This is a genomic window from uncultured Eudoraea sp., assembly GCF_947490415.1.
Lineage (GTDB): Bacteria > Bacteroidota > Bacteroidia > Flavobacteriales > Flavobacteriaceae > Eudoraea.
The window spans coordinates 571,048-588,912 of sequence record NZ_CANLGX010000001.1; the positions used below are offsets into that span (position 1 = coordinate 571,048).

Annotated in this window: 20 protein-coding genes; 14 read left to right on the forward strand and 6 right to left on the reverse strand. The window is 38.9% G+C overall.

Going from position 1 to position 17,865, the window contains the following annotated elements; all coding sequences use genetic code 11:
* The first annotated feature begins 140 nt into the window (after positions 1 to 140).
* The 4 genes from Q0874_RS02520 (at position 141) to Q0874_RS02535 (ending at position 4,338) form a co-directional block, all read left to right on the forward strand.
* On the forward strand, positions 141 to 563 hold the full coding sequence (locus Q0874_RS02520) for a VOC family protein (protein ID WP_299158967.1): 423 nt from the start codon (positions 141 to 143) through the stop codon (positions 561 to 563).
* Position 564: 1 nt separating this feature from the next.
* Entirely contained in the window at positions 565 to 2,799 is a 2,235-nt protein-coding gene (locus Q0874_RS02525; RefSeq protein WP_299158970.1) for a CehA/McbA family metallohydrolase, read from the forward strand.
* A 63-nt stretch (positions 2,800 to 2,862) separates the two neighbouring features.
* The gene (locus Q0874_RS02530; protein ID WP_299158972.1) at positions 2,863 to 3,246 is read left to right on the forward strand and encodes a group III truncated hemoglobin; all 384 of its coding nucleotides are present in this window, start codon (positions 2,863 to 2,865) and stop codon (positions 3,244 to 3,246) included.
* A gap of 96 nt (positions 3,247 to 3,342) precedes the next feature.
* Positions 3,343 to 4,338 (forward strand): sterol desaturase family protein, encoded by a 996-nt coding sequence (locus Q0874_RS02535; protein WP_299158975.1) that lies wholly within the window; start codon positions 3,343 to 3,345, stop codon positions 4,336 to 4,338.
* A gap of 94 nt (positions 4,339 to 4,432) precedes the next feature.
* On the opposite strand, the gene Q0874_RS02540 is transcribed toward Q0874_RS02535, so the two are convergent.
* The gene (locus tag Q0874_RS02540) at positions 4,433 to 5,401 is read right to left on the reverse strand and encodes an aldo/keto reductase (RefSeq protein WP_299158978.1); all 969 of its coding nucleotides are present in this window, start codon (positions 5,399 to 5,401) and stop codon (positions 4,433 to 4,435) included.
* 233 nt (positions 5,402 to 5,634) lie between these two features.
* Here Q0874_RS02540 and Q0874_RS02545 point away from each other — a divergent pair, with 233 nt between their 5' ends.
* From Q0874_RS02545 to Q0874_RS02575, 7 genes are all read left to right on the forward strand, one after another.
* Positions 5,635 to 6,348, forward strand: coding sequence for a DUF481 domain-containing protein (locus Q0874_RS02545; protein WP_299158981.1), 714 nt, complete (start codon positions 5,635 to 5,637; stop codon positions 6,346 to 6,348).
* Positions 6,349 to 6,511: 163 nt separating this feature from the next.
* A complete protein-coding gene (locus tag Q0874_RS02550; protein WP_299158983.1) occupies positions 6,512 to 6,844 on the forward strand; it encodes a YtxH domain-containing protein in 333 nt (110 codons plus the stop codon).
* Complete coding sequence (locus tag Q0874_RS02555) at positions 6,844 to 7,191, forward strand: hypothetical protein (protein WP_299158984.1); 348 nt, start codon at positions 6,844 to 6,846, stop codon at positions 7,189 to 7,191. Before Q0874_RS02550 ends, Q0874_RS02555 begins: the two co-directional genes overlap by 1 nt.
* The gene (locus tag Q0874_RS02560) at positions 7,192 to 7,401 is read left to right on the forward strand and encodes a hypothetical protein (protein WP_299158986.1); all 210 of its coding nucleotides are present in this window, start codon (positions 7,192 to 7,194) and stop codon (positions 7,399 to 7,401) included. It begins immediately after the preceding gene.
* A 145-nt stretch (positions 7,402 to 7,546) separates the two neighbouring features.
* A complete protein-coding gene (locus Q0874_RS02565) occupies positions 7,547 to 8,365 on the forward strand; it encodes a DUF1080 domain-containing protein (RefSeq protein WP_299158988.1) in 819 nt (272 codons plus the stop codon).
* A gap of 63 nt (positions 8,366 to 8,428) precedes the next feature.
* A complete protein-coding gene (locus tag Q0874_RS02570) occupies positions 8,429 to 9,388 on the forward strand; it encodes a D-glycerate dehydrogenase (protein ID WP_299158990.1) in 960 nt (319 codons plus the stop codon).
* Between the two features lie 91 nt (positions 9,389 to 9,479).
* Positions 9,480 to 10,232 carry an SDR family oxidoreductase gene (locus Q0874_RS02575; RefSeq protein WP_299158992.1) on the forward strand — a complete coding sequence of 251 codons (753 nt, stop codon included), beginning with the start codon at positions 9,480 to 9,482 and terminating at the stop codon, positions 10,230 to 10,232.
* A gap of 16 nt (positions 10,233 to 10,248) precedes the next feature.
* Here Q0874_RS02575 and Q0874_RS02580 read toward each other — a convergent pair whose 3' ends face one another.
* From Q0874_RS02580 to Q0874_RS02590, 3 genes are all read right to left on the reverse strand, one after another.
* Complete coding sequence (locus Q0874_RS02580) at positions 10,249 to 10,770, reverse strand: cytochrome c (protein ID WP_299158994.1); 522 nt, start codon at positions 10,768 to 10,770, stop codon at positions 10,249 to 10,251.
* A 6-nt stretch (positions 10,771 to 10,776) separates the two neighbouring features.
* Positions 10,777 to 12,093, reverse strand: a complete 1,317-nt coding sequence (locus Q0874_RS02585; RefSeq protein WP_299158997.1) for a PQQ-dependent sugar dehydrogenase — start codon at positions 12,091 to 12,093, stop codon at positions 10,777 to 10,779.
* Positions 12,094 to 12,198: 105 nt separating this feature from the next.
* Positions 12,199 to 13,308, reverse strand: coding sequence for a Gfo/Idh/MocA family oxidoreductase (locus Q0874_RS02590; RefSeq protein ID WP_299159000.1), 1,110 nt, complete (start codon positions 13,306 to 13,308; stop codon positions 12,199 to 12,201).
* A 186-nt stretch (positions 13,309 to 13,494) separates the two neighbouring features.
* On the opposite strand from Q0874_RS02590, the gene Q0874_RS02595 reads away from it, so the two are divergent.
* On the forward strand, positions 13,495 to 13,671 hold the full coding sequence (locus Q0874_RS02595; RefSeq protein ID WP_299159002.1) for a hypothetical protein: 177 nt from the start codon (positions 13,495 to 13,497) through the stop codon (positions 13,669 to 13,671).
* Positions 13,672 to 13,819: 148 nt separating this feature from the next.
* Here the strand turns inward: Q0874_RS02595 and Q0874_RS02600 are convergent, their stop codons facing one another.
* Positions 13,820 to 14,581 carry a hypothetical protein gene (locus tag Q0874_RS02600; RefSeq protein ID WP_299159004.1) on the reverse strand — a complete coding sequence of 254 codons (762 nt, stop codon included), beginning with the start codon at positions 14,579 to 14,581 and terminating at the stop codon, positions 13,820 to 13,822.
* A 406-nt stretch (positions 14,582 to 14,987) separates the two neighbouring features.
* Between Q0874_RS02600 and Q0874_RS02605 the strand changes: the two genes are divergently transcribed.
* Together Q0874_RS02605 and Q0874_RS02610 are read left to right on the forward strand one after the other, a co-directional pair.
* Positions 14,988 to 15,698 carry a hypothetical protein gene (locus Q0874_RS02605; RefSeq protein ID WP_299159006.1) on the forward strand — a complete coding sequence of 237 codons (711 nt, stop codon included), beginning with the start codon at positions 14,988 to 14,990 and terminating at the stop codon, positions 15,696 to 15,698.
* A gap of 127 nt (positions 15,699 to 15,825) precedes the next feature.
* A complete protein-coding gene (locus tag Q0874_RS02610; protein WP_299160089.1) occupies positions 15,826 to 17,100 on the forward strand; it encodes an APC family permease in 1,275 nt (424 codons plus the stop codon).
* Positions 17,101 to 17,107: 7 nt separating this feature from the next.
* Here the strand turns inward: Q0874_RS02610 and Q0874_RS02615 are convergent, their stop codons facing one another.
* Positions 17,108 to 17,788 (reverse strand): bifunctional 2-polyprenyl-6-hydroxyphenol methylase/3-demethylubiquinol 3-O-methyltransferase UbiG, encoded by a 681-nt coding sequence (locus Q0874_RS02615; protein ID WP_299159009.1) that lies wholly within the window; start codon positions 17,786 to 17,788, stop codon positions 17,108 to 17,110.
* Between the last annotated feature and the right edge of the window lie 77 nt (positions 17,789 to 17,865).

Here is a 17,865-nt window from a genome sequence, read left to right on the forward strand (position 1 = left end):
AAGTTCAACTCATAAAATTGAATGAAAATACTCTTAAGGAAAATACAAAGTGTATAGCTTTACACATGGAACTAGAAGATTTTAGTGAAGCCTTGTATAAAGAAAGAAATAAATTAACCCTTTTTGTGTAACTTGATAAAATGAGCGGGAATGAAGAATTTAAGATTGGTTTTTTAGATCATGTGGCTATTCGTGTTAAAGATATGGATGTGTCTGCCGAATGGTATGAACGTGCGCTTGGGCTTAAAAAATACCAATTGAAAGAATGGGGGCCATTCCCCATTTTTATGTTGGCCAATAAATCTGGCCTTGCGCTATTCCCCGCAAATAAAACAGATAAACCAATAGATCAGACCTCCAAAAAAGTTAGCATAGATCACTTTGCTTTTAACGTTACTAACGAAAATTTTGAGAGGGCAAAAAGGAGATATACGGCAATGAATTTGGAATTTACCATCCAGCACCATCACAATTTTCTTTCTATGTATACCAAAGACCCGGAGGGGCATAACGTTGAGTTGACCACATTAATAGTGGATGAAAAATCATTTTATAAGCCCTAAGATGAAAACAGCCATAATTATCATTTCAATAGTATTTACATTTGTTTTTGAGCCTCTTACCTATGCCCATGATGGACATCCAGATCCTGTTCTTCAGGAAATAAATGACTATGTAATGGCCATACAGCTGTTGCGGATAAATGATTCTGCGGCGACCAATATTTTTAAAACCTGGCAAGAACTCAGGGCAGAATCCTGGGAGATACGCAATCTTACAGATGAGCAGAATTTGTTGATGAATTCTGATGCCGTAATGAAACAAATCAGTAAGACGAGGTCCAAACAAAAGCAGCTACTCAAAGAATGCCGGGTATACTTTGCTAATTTAATTGAACAAGAACCTGCAGTTAAATTTATTGTTGACCAATCTATAACTGCCATTTGGGACGCGCCTCCATTAGAAGTTCAGCAAGGGCACTTTAAAGTTTTATTGGTTGAAATTCAAAATAAAAGAAACTCCAAAGCAGAGCTCACCATGGAAAGCAATTCGAGTGATGATATCTTATTCTGGAACAAACAATTTACACTAGAAGCCAAAACTTCAAGATATACTTTTGTGGTACTGGCCCCGCTGCGTGAAAGCCAAATAACCAATACCCTCAACATTAGTGATGAACCTGGTAATAAAACAAATGTAATACTTAATGTAAAGGGTATTCCCATGTATGAAAAACCATTTGTGCTTATGCCCGACAGCATTCCTACCCACGTTGTTGTCCCGGATTATGTTAATGTCCCGGTTGATAAAGCCATAACCTTTTCTGAATCTGTCAAATTTTCAATTACTGATAAAGAAACCGGGAAGCCCCTCTCGGCAAGGATAGAAGTGAGTGACAAGGAGGGGAATCTTTACTGGACTCCCATTAAGGGGCCTTCATATGCCGTAAGCAGAAACATGGAATGGGGTTGGCATACAGCACTTTGGGAGTATCAGCCAGGGCCCTATTTCTATATGCAGGGCAACGCAGAACTTGGGGTAAGCCCGCAAGGCAAAAGAGCTAAGGTCTATCATGGGTATGAATACAGGCCGGCAGAGGTGGAAGTGCCCGGGCACGGGAAGGTAAATATCGGCCTGGAACGATGGATTAATATGCCTGAACTTGGCTGGTATTCCGGACAAACACACATACATACTACAGATATTGGTATTCCCGTTCAATTCAGCAAATTCTGGCCTTTGATTTCCCGCGCAGAAGATCTCCATGTCTCCTCCATTTTAACACTAAAAGGAGAATGGGATACACATGCTATTTACGCCAATGAATTCCCAATGGGCATAAGGAAGTCCTATAGTAACGCAGATCATATTATTACTTATGGAGAAGAGTTTCGTAACAATCCATATGGTCATCTTGCTTTCATAGGCCTTAATTCTTTAATACAGCCCATTAGTACGGGGGCTTTGGGTGAATTAGGCGGCCCGGACTATCCTCCTAATTCATATGTTTTAGAGGAAGCAGTGGCCCAGGGTGCTACTACCATTGCTGCTCATTTTGGTAATTTCACCGAAAATGTAGGTCAAATTAAAAGCAGTTGGCCCTCTACCGGATTTGAAATGCCTGTTGATATAGCCTTGGGAAACGTACATATAGCAGAGATTGCGGGTAATGGCGGCCAAATGAAAGTTTGGTATGACATCTTGAATTGTGGCTTTAAAATTGCGGCAACCGCCGGGCCAGACTGGGCAATTAAAGATACTCCACGAGTTTATGTCAATCTTGAAAATGAAGATTTCACACTGGCCAATTGGAGGAGGAACTTACAAAATGGTAAAAGCTTTATAACTACTGGCCCTATGTTATTTTTTACGGTTAACGGGGAACAGCCTGGAAGCACACTGAATGTTATAAAGGGCCCTGTTCAATTTCAAATAGATGCCAGGGCGCTCACACCTGAAGGGAAAATCCCCCTTGAAATAGTATATAATGGAGAGGTGATTCATACCACTACAGAGGTATCCAGCCAGATTACATTGGAGGATTCTGGCTGGATTGCTGCTCGCTGTAAAGGAGCGCACACAAATCCTGTATATATCAATTTTGAAGGAAGGCCAGCAGGCCATGCCGAGCCAGCTAAAAAATTTATCAAGATCATTGATCGATTGTCCGAATGGGTTAATACAAAAGCCCTGTTTTATGATGAACATCAAAAAAAAGAAGTTCTTGAGGTCATTGGTCAGGGAAGAGATGTTTACGAAAATATAATTAATAGGGCCGGGGAATTAAATAGAAGATAAAGATTGGTCTTGATATCTTAAATGATGATTATAATTTAAAATCTTATTTAGTTTAAGTAATAAATGAAAGACATTGAAAGCAGAAAGGATGTTGAGGATTTGGTAAATGAGTTTTACGCTAAGGTTCTTAAAGATGATAAAATTGGATTCTTTTTTAACGAAATAGCTCATATAGACTGGAAAAAACATTTTCCAATTATGTATGACTTCTGGGAAACCATATTATTCGATACCATGAAGTATAAAGGAAATCCCATGACCAAACATATTGTACTTAGTAAAAAGGAACCAATGACTTCAGAGCATTTCGAAAGGTGGCTATTGCTTTGGAATCAGACGGTTAATGAAAATTTTAAGGGAGAAAGAGCTTCTGAGGCAATAAAAAGGGCTAAGATGATAGCAGACCTAATGAAATATAAAACTGCTAATAGCAGTAATAATTATTAAGAATAACTACTCCATGGCATATGGAAAAGTTGATTTAAAAAAGTATCTTGAAATCGGGCTTCTTAAAATAATTTAACAAATGGCAAGATCGTTTTAATGGAGATTCTGGAAACACTTTACAACGAACTGATTGGTTTTCTAGGCATAACCCAGGTTCTGGAACTACTAAAAGCAGGCGATTACGAGGCCTTTAAAACCTATGATGGAATTGTTTCTCTTATAATTCCTATCATTCCATTGCTGGTAATCCTTGAGCTTATTTTAGGGCTTATCTATAAAAACCCTCAGGCCAAGGTGTATAAAGTCAACTTCCTTATTTACATCTTTAATAGGTTTGTGGGCAGATTTATTGCCATTGCTATGGTTGCCTTGTGTATTGGGCTTTTCCAACATCTGGCTCCCTTTCAAACCAGTTTTACCTGGTATTGGTTTATCTATGGTTACATAGTTTGGGAGTTTGGGCATTTTCTCTATCATTACTGGGGCCACAAAGTACGGCTGTTCTGGTGTCTTCATTCTACACATCATGCCCCGGAAAACATGAATCTTACGGTAACATATGCCCACTTCTTTTTAGAAGCCCCATACGCAGATACTATTCGTACAACTGTTTGTATTTTGCTGGGTGTACAGCCCGAACTCTTGTTCTTAATCATGTTTATAGACGGTACCTATGGGGCGTTTATTCATGTGGGCGAAAACCTGATAAAAGATGGCAGGCTTGGCTTTTTAAATAAGGTAATCCTAACACCTTCTCACCATAGGGTGCACCATGCCCGTAACCCACTTTATATGGATACTAATTTTTGCAATCTTCTGAATATCTGGGACCGGGTTTTTGGAACATACCAGGATGAAGATAGGGCCATTAAAGTTGAATACGGAATTACACGAAAGATAGATTCAGGAAATTTCCTTGATGTCTACTTTGGAGAAATTGTGGCCTTATTGAAAGATGTTTATAAGGCCCCAGGTCTAAAAAATAAATTATTATATGTGGTTATGCCTCCGGGATGGGATCATATGGGCGAACACAAAACTGCAAAAATTGTTCGTGAGAATTATCTCGTTTCACAGAAGGTAAAGAATTAATTAAATACAAAAATAACAGATGTCCCCACCTGCTTTTATAAACTAACTCAAACTACATAAATAAAAACGTATCCTTTTTAAGGCCGGCTCTATTTTATAAGTTATTTATCCGCCAGGCCAAAATCTCTTCTATACCTTCAATTTCAGCTTTTGTCAGGGATAATTCACCAGCTTTGGCAGTTTCTTCAATTTGCTGCGGGTTACGAGCGCCAACAATTGCCGAAGTCACCTCTTTGTTTCGCAAGACCCAGGCCAGGGAAAGCTGAGACAGTGAGATCTTCTTTTTATTCGCAATTTTCCTTAGTTGATCTATTGTCTGGAGATTGACACTCAGTTGGGGTTCCATAAAAAACGGATGCCGGCTGCGCCAATCAGATTCAGGGAGCCCGGCCGCTCTTTCTTTGGTAAATTTACCTGTTAGCAACCCCGCTTGCATCGGGCTATAGGCAATAATCCCAATCTGGTTGGAGCCACAATAAGCCATAATTTCCTCTTCAATTTCACGACGAAACATACTATAGGGCGGTTGCAGAGAGGTGATAGGATGTATGGCCTGCGCCCTTTTAAGTTGTTCCAGACTAAAATTGGATACTCCTCCATATCTTATTTTTCCTTCTTTGACAAGATCTGCCACAGTACCCCAACCTTCTTCAATCTCCTCATCCGGCTCAGGCCAGTGAATCTGGTATAGATCTATCACTTCGATGGCCAAACGTTTCAGGCTTGCTTCTACCTCCCGCCGTATGCTATCTGCTCTCAGTGATTTACCAATCTCCCGGCTGTCACCTTCCCAAACCCGTCCGCATTTGGTTGCAATGATTACTTCATTCCTGATTCCTTTAATTGCCCTGCCTACTACTTCTTCTGCATGCCCATGTCCGTAGATAGCCGCTGTATCTATCCAATTAATGCCCTGATCGAGTGCCGAGTGAATTGCCTTGACAGAAGCCATATCATCCTGAGGCCCCCAGCCAAATTTCCAGTCTCCGCCACCCATCGCCCAGGTTCCCAGGCCAATGGTTGTAAGATAAAGCTCGCTGTAACCTAATTTGCGTGTTTGCATAACCGTGATTTTGATACGTAATAAAGATACTTATCCCTTTTCATAAAACCATATGCAGTTTGCTATCTTCTTTTATGGTGATTTCAGTACATTCGTTTTATATTAATATCATGACAATTAAGTTGATTAAAAACTTCTAATTTTGGCTTCCCTATCATTATAATAATATGCAATTACATCACCTTTTTCTAATTTTTTCGTGTTTGGTAGTAAATTCCATTTATGCGCAAGTTGTGAATATAGAGTCCGCAAGAATGCAAACAGATTCTGTCAGGTTTGTTTTGAATAACGATTTTTCATTTAGGTATAACGATAATGACGGGAACTATATCTTTGAAGTGAGTGATGCAATATACACACAGTTAAAATCTAAGGATTTTCGTAAGTTATATTTTTTCCTGGGCAATTTAGGGCTTATCCGCTCCAAGGGGGAGGATTTTTCAAACAACTGGCTTTTGCATCTTAGATTTAATTACAGACTTACCCAGGTAATAAGAATTGAGACCTTTGTCCAAAGTCAGAGCAATAAATTATTAGACGTTAGCGGCAGACATCTAATAGCAGCAGGTTTGCGTTTTAAGGCAATTTCAACTGAACACATAAGGATGTATTTAGCAAATTCTTATATGTATGAAGTAGAGATCAGTGATCCTCTAAACCAAAAATTTTACAACCACAGGAATAATACATATATGTCACTCTCAATTGTACTGCCAAAAAGTAAAATAAATATTACCAACATACTCTATTATCAGCCTCTATATAGAGATTTTAGTAATTATAACATCTCGGAACAGTTCAAAATTGAGGTGCCACTTAGCGAAAAGATAAATGTGAATAGCTCATTCTATTATTTTTTTGACAGTCAGACGCCAATTAACCGGTCGCAATATACTTCGACTGTTTATATAGGAATAGGGGTTAATCTTGACAGTTCAAATAAATAAATTTTTTAGCTTCCTTTCCAAAAGAAGCGTCCATTCCTGATAATTCATAAGCGTTATGCACGTCATTAACTACATTATTTAAGTTATGCCTTATCAAGTTTAACATCCAATGTTGTATCTTTAATTGGTCATTGTTATCTTCAATGATTTTAAAATTTAAATTATGGATAATTCCGGAAATACCTTAATAGGACTTATTGCCGGCGCGGCAATAGGCGTAGCTTTAGGAGTTTTGTTTGCTCCTGATAAAGGAGAAGTTACAAGAAGAAAATTAGCTGAAGAAGCCGCCGCCGCAAAGGCAAACCTGTCTGAAACCGCGATGGATTTAAAAGACAGGGTTGTGGATACCCTGGCTTCGGAATCCGAAACATTGGAGAGCCGTATGGAAGGTCTCCTGTCAGATGTAAGTTACAAGGCGGATGATGTTATTACTGCTTTGGAGGAAAAATTGGCAGAATTAAAAGCTAAGAATAAAAAATTGCAGAAAACTACCTGATGAGTGTACTAGAATCCCTTAATGAAACTTCAAATAAAGCTGTTAACTTAGGTGAAGAGTATTTAACGAAGACACAGGAGTATTACGAACTTAAAGTTTTTCAGCAGCTTACTGCCACTGTCGTTATGTTTTGCAAAGCAGCCATATTGGGCAGCCTCGGCTTTTTGATACTTATTTTGTTGATTGTTGCCGGAACTTTAGCGTTGGGCAACCTAATAGGAAATATGGTTTATGCCTGTTTGATTAGCGCAGCAATTTTATGCGCAGTTGGAGCTGTTGTCTATGCCTTTAGAACTCGAATAGAAAACCTGATTGTTCGGGGAATGTCTAAACAATTTTTCAATTAAATGAAGCAGTATAATAATAGTAAAGAAATAAATCACGACCTAAAACGCCTTAGGCTGGAAAGGCAGATTGCATGGGAAGAAATAAAGGGCCTTAAAGGAGATTTTAAGGAAAGTATACAACCTTATAATTGGTTTGGACCGATCCTGTCTTCTGCAAAGCAATATGGCATACTTTATTTTATTCGTTTATTGTTTAAAAAGAAAAAATAAGGATAATTGTTATTTTAGATTAGCTGTGTTTAGGTTTAAATAGTAGTGTACGTCACTCCAAAGTATTTGACCTGACTGATTCCTTTGGTATACCCTTCACTATTTTATTATTAGATTTTAAAGACCAGCCCAAAATTGAATTATTATGAAGAGTTTTGTCTATGTGTTATTCCTTTGTTTTCTTTTTATAACTTCCTGTAAAGAGAAAAATTCTACCTCCCAAAAAGAAGAATCTGTGCCTGTTGAGCAAAAAACTACATTAAACAATTGGAAGCCTTTGTTTAACGGAACCGATTTAGATGGCTGGACAATGAAAATTACAGGACATCCTTTAGGAGAAAATTTTGGAAATACTTTTCGGGTTTCAGATGGTATTTTGAGTATTCGTTACGACGCTTATGGCGATGATTTCAACAATAGGTTTGGAGCTTTATATTTTAATGAGAAATTAGCAAACTACAGATTAAAAGTAGAATACCGATTTGTAGGAGAAACAGCTCCCGGGGCACCTGAATGGGGCTTTAGAGATAGTGGTGTTCAATTCCATTCTCAGTCCCCTGCATCTTTAAAAGAAGATCAGCCATTTCCTGTTTCCCTGGAATATAATCTACATGGTGGCAACGGAACAGATGAAAGGCCTGTTGGCCAAATTTGCGCAAATGGTATTTTTGTAGAGTTAAACGGGCAGCAAAATACAAGCTATTGTACACCTCCCTCAGTGAAAAGGACTTTTCACGGGGATCAATGGGTGACTTTGGAAATAGATGTAAAAGATGGTAAAATATCCCACTTTGCAAACGGGGAAGAAATCTTAAGCTATTCCAACCCAACCTATAACCCTGAGCATGAGGTAGCTAAAACACTTATTGTTAATGGTGACACTTCGGTAAAAGACGGCTATATTTCCTTACAATCTAACAGCCATCCTATAGATTTTAGGAAAATAGAGCTTTTAAAGTATTGAAGACACAACAACAAGTCAAAGCTAAAGAGGTAAGTCAAATCTAGTTTTCGCAATATTCGACCAATGAAAGTATTAGTCTCTCTGAATATTCCCCCTATTGGCATAGAAATGCTCCGCAATGAAGGGTTGGAAGTTACCGTTTGGACAGATGATAACCCGATGACCGATGAGCAACTTATGCTTGCGACACAAAAACATGACATTCTGCTTTCCACAAGTACATATAAAATAGACAGCGTCTTTTTAGAAAGCAATAAGCACCTGAAATTAATCTCGCAATTTGCAGCAGGTTATGACAATATCAACTTAAAGAAGGCCGCAGAATTGGATATACCAATAGCAAATACTCCCAATGCTATGGTTGATGCCACAGCCGATATTGCTTTTGCACTTATGCTGGCCGTGTCCAGAAAGATGTTCTTCATGCATAAAAAAATAATCGATAATGATTGGGGGCCGTTTCGGCCACAGGCAAACTTAGGAATGGAATTAAAAGAAAAAACTATTGGGATTTTTGGCATGGGCAGAATAGGAACCGAGTTTGCAAAACGCTGTGCCGGGGCATATGATATGAAAATACTTTACCATAATCGCAATCGAAATAAGGAAGCCGAAAAGAATTTAAAAGCCACTTATGTCTCTTTCGATGATCTATTGAAACAAAGTGATGTTCTTTCTGTTCATTGTGCACTTACAGCTGCTACTAAAAATAGATTTAATTATGATGCCTTTAGCAAAATGAACTCCAATTCTATCTTCATAAATACAGCCAGGGGTGGTATCCATAACGAAAAAGATCTTATTAAAGCTTTGCAGGACAGGAGCATTTGGGGAGCGGGCCTTGACGTAACTAATCCGGAACCAATGGCAGCAAACAATCCTTTATTACAGCTCGAAAATGTAGCGATAACACCACATATAGGATCTGCCACTATAGAAGCCCGAAATGAAATGTCGCGGCTTGCTGCTTTGAATATTATTCAATTAGCCAGGGGAGAACCCATCCGAAATCGGGTGGTATAATACCTTGATGGGGTTAACTATTTTACCTGAAGTAATTATAAGGTTGTGTCTTGAAGTAGCAGGAATAGTAAAATCTAATTTGTAATTAACGATGAATCAAAAATCAAAAATTGCCATAGTAACAGGTGCAGGGTCTGGTATTGGGAGAGCTGTAGCCATAGCCTTAAATAAGGATGGATGGACGGTAGTACTGGCGGGAAGGCAGGAAAAGAATCTCCTGGAAACAGCAGCTTCGTGTAATAAGTCGGATACCATGGTTGTGCCAACTGATGTTAAAAACCCGGAAAGTGTAAAAAATCTTTTTGCTCAAATTCTAAAGACTTATGGCCGTCTGGATTTACTTTTCAATAATGCAGGTGTAAGTGCGCCTGTAAAACCAATGGAAGAACTTACCATAGAAGAATGGAAGCATGTGATTGATACAAATTTAAATGGTGTCTTTTTCTGTACACAAGAAGCATTCAGAATTATGAAATCTCAGGATCCAATGGGAGGACGAATAATAAACAACGGTTCACTTTCCGCACATGTACCACGGCCGTACTCTGCACCCTATACGGCGAGTAAGCACGCGGTAACCGGCTTAACCAGATCTACTTCCCTGGATGGCCGGGTTTACAACATTGCGTGTGGACAAATTGATATCGGCAATTCTAAAAGTGAAATGACAAAAAAGATGGAAAAAGGAACGTTACAGGCTGATGGTTCATATAAAATAGAACCTACGATAAACCCAGAAGACGTAGGCCGTACTGTAGTTTATATGGCCGGTTTGCCTCTAAATACCAATGTCCCTTTTATCACAATTATGGCCAATAAAATGCCTTATATTGGCAGGGGTTAAAACCTTTACACCCGCGCTATTTTTTATTTACTGATCTAAAAGAAGTTACTTCTTCGACGGTAATTGGTTCTGCCTTGTTCCCAAAACTATTTCGTATGTAAGATGCCACATTGGCTATTTCTTTGTCCCCCAACATTCCATAACCCTGCATAACATTGGCATATTCAGATGTATTGTCTTTTAGATTCGCTTCAGATCCCTTAATAATAATCTCCAACAACCTGTTCTTGTCTCCCAGCACATTGTCTGTTTGGGTAAGGGGAGGGTTTAATCCGGAGACTCCTTTTCCATTGGCCTGATGACAGGTTAAGCACACTTGCCTGTATACCTTTCTGCCATCTGCCATATAGGGTGGCAGTGCAGCTTCAGGCGCCTTAGGAAGTGATTTTGAAACAGTTTGAATTTCAGTTTCAGAACCCGGCTTTTTTTCTTTTTTGGATGAATAACAGCTATTCAATAAAACAATTAACCCAAGTCCAAAAAGAAAAATTGCAACCGTGTGTTTACTTATATATGTACTTAAGTGACCTTTTCGCAATCTTATTTATTTTTTGTTGTATACGATTCTAAATAAAGTGCCTCCGGCATCATCTGATACATAAAGAGAACCGTCCGGGCCCTGGGCTAAACCGGTAGGTCTGTGATTAGCTTCGCTAGGGGAAGATACTTCTTCTATGCCGGCAAAGCCATCAGCAAAAATCTGCCACTCCCCACTGGGTTTTCCGTCATTAAAAGGTACAAAGGCAACCAAAAATCCTTTTTGCTTTTCAGGTGCCCTGTTCCATGAACCGTGGAAAGCAATAAAAGCGCCATTTTTATATTCCTCAGGAAACATATCTCCTGTATAAAAAAGCAAGGCGTTGGGAGCCATATGTGCAGGAAAAGTGGTTATAGGGTCTATAGCATTTTCGCCAGCTGTTTTTTTACCATCCCCACCGTATTCCGGGGATAAAATCTTCTTATTCTGAAATTGATCATAATAAATATAAGGCCAGCCCGCATCGTCGCCTTCATTTATGATATACATTGTCTCAGCAGGCAATTTAGCCGAAGTCTCTGTGTCATATAGATCAGGATAGAGGGTATTCAGCTGGTCTCTTCCATGTTGTGTGACCACTAATTTATTCAGTTGGTTATTCCAGTCGAGCCCTACCACATTTCTTAAGCCGGTTGCATATCGTTTTCCTTCCCCGTAAGACTGTTTAAATTTATCTGACCTGAATTGCCATATGCCTCCCGCCGAATCAAGAATGGCGCAAGGCATCACTCCGGGTGAACCCAAAGTTCTGTCTGTTTCCTGGCAGGCATTGGAATAAGCACCTATATTTACGTAAATATTTCCGTCCCCGTCCATAGTAAAGGATTTTGTAGCATGTGTTCTATAGGAAACCAATTTGGTCACCAGGGTATCTGGCGAATTAGTATCTGTTACTTCCCCCTCGGCATTCAGTTTATACCTAAAAATCTCCTCATCGGATGACGCATATAAATAGTTGTTATCCAGATAGATCCCGGTTCCTCCATAATCTGCAAACCCTTTTTTGGAATCAGCTATCCCATCACCATCCTGGTCTTCTAGATAAATTATACCTTCTCCATCTATTGGTTTTCTTAATTTCAGGTAAACGCCCCCATTAGAATTAACAGCAATATGCCGTGGGGCCCCTAAAGAATCTGCTACCTTCATTACCCCAAAACCATCGGGAACAATTATCCCTTCATTATCCGGACTTATTTTCAAAACAGGCTCCTTTACTGAATTTTCCTGCTTCTCTTTGCACCCAGAAAATAACAGGATTATAACAAAGAGAAAGAGCCATTTTGCTCTTAAATCAAATAATTTATGTGACGTTTTGGACATACTAATTGAATTTATGGTATAAAATTATGTTGCTTCCTTTTTTAAAGCGTGTGCAATTTACAAAAAACGTTTGTGGTGAGCTTTAGTTTTTTTTGGTAATCAGGTTCAGGTCAAATCTACCTTCTTTCCTGTTTTAACGGCATTGTAAATAGCATCAATAATTTTCATATCCTTCACCCCTTCTTCTCCATCAACCGGAATAAAAGGCTCTTTATTTTCTAAAATAATTCCCGCCATTTCATCCATCTGTACAGTTTGGTGGGTAATATGAGGATCAGTCAGTTCCCCTTTATGGGTTCGGGCTTTAATAGGTCCGTAACCTGTAGACGGTTGCATTTCGGCCCACCCGTCTATCCCGGCAAGGTAAAATCTATCCAGATGATTTACTGCATAGGTAGAAAGGCAAGAGGCCACAGCGCCTCCGGGGAATCCTAATTGAAACTGAATGGTTTCATCTATTCCCTCTTTGAATTTAACAGGATCGTTTTTAGTCTCCTGTGCTGTAACCCAAATGGGCTCTTCCCCTATCATGTAACGTGCCCCGTTAATGGAATAAATACCAATATCCATCATAGCTCCGCCTCCTGATAGTTTTTTATTCAACCGCCATTGGTTGGGATCGCCAATTATAAAACCAGATTGCCCCTGAAAGAAAATAATTTTTCCAAATTCCCCTGCTCTGCTCATCCGCACAATTTCAAGAGTTTTAGCTTCGAAATGCATGCGATATCCAATCAGTAATTTAACATTGGCGGCCTTACAGGCGTCTACCATTTCCTGCCCTTCCCGCGCATTAATACCCATTGGCTTTTCGCAAATCACATGTTTCCCGGCAAGGGCAACTCGTTTGGTAAATTCACAGTGCAGTCCGTTTGGCGTTATTATGTAAACTGCATCAATATCAGGATTGTCCTTTATCCGATCAAAATTTTCGTAATTGTAGCAATTTTTATCAGGAACATTATACTTTGCCTTCCATTTGGTGACTTTTGCAGGTGTCCCACTAATTAACCCGACAAGTTTAGCTCGCTTACAACTTTGCATTGCTTCCGCAACCCGGGTTCCATAACTCCCAAGGCCCATTATTGCAACCCGCAAAACCGGTCCGTCATAGAACGAGCCCGAGTTGGCAAAAAGATTGGTTGAATTGAATAAAATTGGTAGTCCGACCGCTGAGGCGGTTATTTTTTGTACAAATTCTCTGCGCGTGCCCATAATAATAATTTTTTCAAAGTATATAAACTTAAGAATTAATTCAATTAACTATCCGGCTAACTAAAAAATATCTAAGTTGTTAATAGTAGGCGTCTCGGGAATGCCAGGGAATAAAACCTGTTAAGAATTTGTTAATTGTTAATTTTTTTTCTTAAATTTAAAAAACCAACCAATATATCAATCCATATGAAAGCTTCAGAACGCTTATTTACAGTCAGAATTCTAACAGGGGCCCTGTCTATAATTTTAATTGCTTTAGTCGTAGTTTTATATAAAGAATATGTCCCGGATTTACTTATTAAGGCTGAACGTGTCTTAGCTGCATCCATGGGTGATTTGAATACAACTTTTGCTTCAAGGTAGTTTTGGATTTCCAATTATTATTTATTTATAATCCACTGCATTTCCTCATTAAATTTAAGCTATAAAAAAATCCGGATTTAAAAATCCGGATTTTTATGTTTGGTCCAATTCTCTTTAGAAAGAGATATATAAAAGATACTTTGAGGCCTTAGTTGCCCATAAATGACATTTCAGGGACAAGCTTATGCGTTTCCACAAGGTTTCCATAAATTTCGAAGGCTTTTGTGTAAAGATCTCTATCCGTCATATAAGCGTTAAACCCATATTTCTCATTGTAAGCATCTTCAAAATCAAAATCCTCTGACTTCCATTCGCCCATGGCTTTCATTGGATCGTCAAAAAATGTGATAATCCTGAATTCCCCTAACTGACCTCCCGAGCTAATTTTAAAAACAGCTATCTTTCTGGTAGAATTCTCTTTTATTATATCCATACGACGGGTCATATAGCGCCTAAAATCACTAGTGTTGGCCGTTTTAATAGTTATTATTTGTACATCCATATACTTGCTAGGTGTACCGCCTTCTTCCCAATTTGCGCTCCAGCCTTTAATCCGCCACCAAATTTTACCGCCTTCGGGGTTCTCCGCAAATTGGGTAACGTTTTTGGCCCAATATTCCAACTCTTTGGTGTTATCGGCATTATAGAGGTTATCTAATGTCCTTGCTACCTGAACCCTTTCGAACATACCCTGATCTGAACCCGTCATTATTTGATAGGTAACAATGGCATTTTCAGGGCTGTTATTGAACATTTGAGTCTTTTTAGCAGCGGCTTTTTTAAAGTCATCTGCCTGTCCGGTTTTCGCCTTCCAGCGCATGGTCCTGTAATACTCCCAATTCGGATTTGTTTGAGAAAAGCCGGGTAATGCCAGCAATAAAATAAATAGTAAGGTTAAAATACGTTTCATAATAAGTTAGTTTTTAGTTTATAAATAAGAAAGTTTATTAATGATATGGATAAGAAAGGGTTTATCCAATCAAGTTATGACCAAACTACCGTAATTCTGTCCGAATGGTATCAATTCATTATCTAAGATTTTAATAATGAAGAAATTATGGAAAGTAATCATACAGAATCCGAAGGTTCGTTATTCGGTTTACAGGGCCCAACGGTTCCGCAGTCTGTATCCCAAATTAGATCGCCCTACGGGTTAAAACAGAGATCTTTAATTACGGGCGGGGATAATCTCCCGAAAATGACAAACCATTTATAATAGAGGTACACTGTGGTTCCGGGTTATTGTTTTGCACTTTAATAGGCTCAAATCCATTTTTTTTACTACCTTTTTAGCAGTAACTAAAAACCAAAACAAAATGAAAAAATTAATTCTTACGTCACTTTTATTTGTGACCTTCTCTATTAGTGCCCAGGATTTTTATTGGACCTATTACAATTTTAGTGTGGAGCCTAAAAATGAAGCTGCTGTATTAAAACTGGTACAAGATTATTTTAAAGAGCACAAGCAGGATGGCGTTACCGTACGTTTCTTTGAAAACCACTTTAACGACAGCGGTAATAACTATACTCATTCCATTGGGTTTTCGGGTTCTTTGGATGCAATGGGAAATCAATATTCCGGCGCGCAGAGCGATTCCTGGGACCTCTTTCTGACAAGAGTAAACCAGCTCATCAAAGGATCCTTCAGTTCTTTTATGGGGCGCGGTATTTCTACCCACGGTCCGGCTACAGAAGGTAATGTTTGGCCTGTTCAAAATTATGTATACCTTCATGTGAAAGATCCCACTGCCTTTGTAGAAGCCAGGGAAAAATATTTTTCTTCGTTTAAATCAGATGTAAGACTAACTGTATTGGGAAGTATCTCTTCTGGTCGTTCTCCACATGGGGAAACTCATATGGTAATTCAGGGCTATAAGGATTTCAAATCTGCTATGGCAGGTATGGATGCCCTTCTTAGCCCGGATCAGGTTGAAGCCCGAAGGAAAGCCTGGAAAGAATTTGGTGAAAATAATGGTGGGGTTTCCGTAATACGCACAGGTACCAGAATCCTATTAGGTAAATGGTAATATCTTCTATTTAACATAAAACCCCTTATATTAAGGGGTTTTTTTGTATTCTTAATAACAGGAACCAATAATTGAGATTCGGAATTACCACATAAAGTTTTAAAACCTGGATAATATAAAGAATAAAATAGGCTGGAAAGTAGCCGCCGCCCTGGTGGTTGCAAATATGATTGGAACCGGTGTTTTTACAAGCCTGGGGTTTCAGCTTCAGGATGTGACCAATACATGGTCTATTCTATTCCTTTGGACATTGGGAGGCGTCATGGCAATTATTGGTGCCTTTTGCTACGCCGAGATTGGAAGTGCGATCAATAAATCTGGCGGGGAGTATATATTTCTTTCCAAATTGTTTAATCCCCTGCTGGGGTATCTTTCAGGCTGGATTTCACTGACTGTAGGATTCGCTGCCCCGGTAGCACTGGCCGCTATGGCCTTGGGGGCCTATTTGGGAAACGTCCTGCAGGTAAACAACACCCTTCTGGCCATATCGGTTATAGTGCTACTATCTGTTATACACTCATTCAGCCTTAATGTGAGCAGCAAATTTCAATCTTATGCGAGCTGGTTTAAGGTCTTGTTGATCCTTATTCTTATACTTATCGGGTTTTACTATCCCCAGGGTGATTCTGCACTTAACTTTTCCGATTCCTGGACGATAGAAATAGTAACCCCTTCATTTGCCATAGCTTTTGTATATGTGACTTATTCCTATACCGGCTGGAATGCTGCGGCATACATTATTGAAGAGATAGATAAGCCACGTAAAAACCTGCCCAGGGCACTTCTCCGTGGGACTCTTCTTGTTACTTTATTATATGTTTTCATGCAGTTTGTTTTCCTAAAGCACGGAACACTGCCTGATTTAAAGGGGCAACTGGATATTGGACATGTGTATGCTATTAATCTATTTGGCAACCAGGGCTCCAAAACCATTAATATTTTAATTTCTTTCTTTTTGATTTCGAGTATCAGTGCCATGATATGGGTAGGACCAAGAGTGTCTATGGCTATGAGCAAAGATTATAAGCTTTGGCGATTTTTAAAAAGGGAAAATAAAAACAAACTTCCGGTAGCAGCGGTTTGGCTGCAGGCACTATTAAGCATCACCTATGTCATTACTGGTACTTTTGAAAGTGTATTACTCTATTGTGGTTTTATTTTACAACTGAGTGCAGCTCTTACCGTTTCTGGTGTATTTATATTGCGTAAAAAGGAACATGCATCCACTGGCTTTAAAGCCCCGTTTTACCCTTTGTTCCCTGTTGCCTTTATTATATTTAGTCTTTGGATCCTGGGGTATCTGATAATAGACAAACCAATGGAAAGTATGGTAGGGCTTTTAATCCTGGCCATAGGTGTTATAACTTACTTTCTCAATAAAAAGATTGGCAGTTCTGCCTGACAGGTAATTATAATTTGGTGACCACCATATAAATTAATTTATTCTTTTCCATTCCATAATCGGCAACTCCTTCTTTTTCTTCATACAATAAGACTTCAAAGCCGCCTTCTTTTGTAAACATATCCCTAACTGAATTTTGCTGGCAGCCAAATTCAGGGCGCCCCATTTCTATCCCAGCCTCACGATGAAAAAACTCAAATATAAAAAGCCCACCAGGTTTCAGGGCCGTTTTTATCTTTTTGGTTATTCCCTCTATTTGAAGGCAACCGCCATATAACCAGGTGATCAGATCCCATTTTTCTGTTCCATAATCAAAAGTTTCAAAACTGGCTATTTCCGTTGTTAACTCAACATTTTCAACTTTGGCCTGGTTATCGGCATAGGCAACAGCCTTGTCTGCAAGATCAAAACCTGTGACATCCCAACCTTTCCTGGCCAGATATAACGCATTTCTTCCCTGCCCCATAGCAACACATAGTGCTTTTCCGGCTTGTACAGATTCAGTGGTCTGACTTAGCAGATTATTCGCTTCTTTATTAAAGGTATACGAAGGATTATTTACCAGGCTACGGTTCCATCGCTCACGGATACGTTCATTTCTTTCCTCTATACTTATAGTTGACTGCGCTAAAGCGGAAGTACAACAAAGAATTGCTAACAATAACAATAACATTTTATGTGCTTTCATAATTTATGTTTAGGTTTAAATTGGTTATCTTAATCCTCTTATTAATTACCTTATACCCAATATACTAATTTTATTGT

Excerpts from the sequence above, each read along its gene's own strand:
- Q0874_RS02615 (WP_299159009.1), bottom strand. The coding sequence starts at position 17,788 with ATGAAAGCACATAAAATGTTATTGTTATTGTTAGCAATTCTTTGTTGT.
- Q0874_RS02590 (WP_299159000.1), bottom strand. The coding sequence starts at position 13,308 with ATGGGCACGCGCAGAGAATTTGTACAAAAAATAACCGCCTCAGCGGTC.
- Q0874_RS02535 (WP_299158975.1), top strand. The coding sequence starts at position 3,343 with ATGGAGATTCTGGAAACACTTTACAACGAACTGATTGGTTTTCTAGGC.
- Q0874_RS02555 (WP_299158984.1), top strand. The coding sequence starts at position 6,844 with ATGAGTGTACTAGAATCCCTTAATGAAACTTCAAATAAAGCTGTTAAC.
- Q0874_RS02600 (WP_299159004.1), bottom strand. The coding sequence starts at position 14,581 with ATGAAACGTATTTTAACCTTACTATTTATTTTATTGCTGGCATTACCC.
- Q0874_RS02595 (WP_299159002.1), top strand. The coding sequence starts at position 13,495 with ATGAAAGCTTCAGAACGCTTATTTACAGTCAGAATTCTAACAGGGGCC.
- Q0874_RS02585 (WP_299158997.1), bottom strand. The coding sequence starts at position 12,093 with ATGTCCAAAACGTCACATAAATTATTTGATTTAAGAGCAAAATGGCTC.
- Q0874_RS02565 (WP_299158988.1), top strand. The coding sequence starts at position 7,547 with ATGAAGAGTTTTGTCTATGTGTTATTCCTTTGTTTTCTTTTTATAACT.
- Q0874_RS02525 (WP_299158970.1), top strand. The coding sequence starts at position 565 with ATGAAAACAGCCATAATTATCATTTCAATAGTATTTACATTTGTTTTT.
- Q0874_RS02575 (WP_299158992.1), top strand. The coding sequence starts at position 9,480 with ATGAATCAAAAATCAAAAATTGCCATAGTAACAGGTGCAGGGTCTGGT.
- Q0874_RS02520 (WP_299158967.1), top strand. The coding sequence starts at position 141 with ATGAGCGGGAATGAAGAATTTAAGATTGGTTTTTTAGATCATGTGGCT.
- Q0874_RS02550 (WP_299158983.1), top strand. The coding sequence starts at position 6,512 with ATGGATAATTCCGGAAATACCTTAATAGGACTTATTGCCGGCGCGGCA.
- Q0874_RS02530 (WP_299158972.1), top strand. The coding sequence starts at position 2,863 with ATGAAAGACATTGAAAGCAGAAAGGATGTTGAGGATTTGGTAAATGAG.
- Q0874_RS02560 (WP_299158986.1), top strand. The coding sequence starts at position 7,192 with ATGAAGCAGTATAATAATAGTAAAGAAATAAATCACGACCTAAAACGC.
- Q0874_RS02605 (WP_299159006.1), top strand. The coding sequence starts at position 14,988 with ATGAAAAAATTAATTCTTACGTCACTTTTATTTGTGACCTTCTCTATT.
- Q0874_RS02540 (WP_299158978.1), bottom strand. The coding sequence starts at position 5,401 with ATGCAAACACGCAAATTAGGTTACAGCGAGCTTTATCTTACAACCATT.
- Q0874_RS02570 (WP_299158990.1), top strand. The coding sequence starts at position 8,429 with ATGAAAGTATTAGTCTCTCTGAATATTCCCCCTATTGGCATAGAAATG.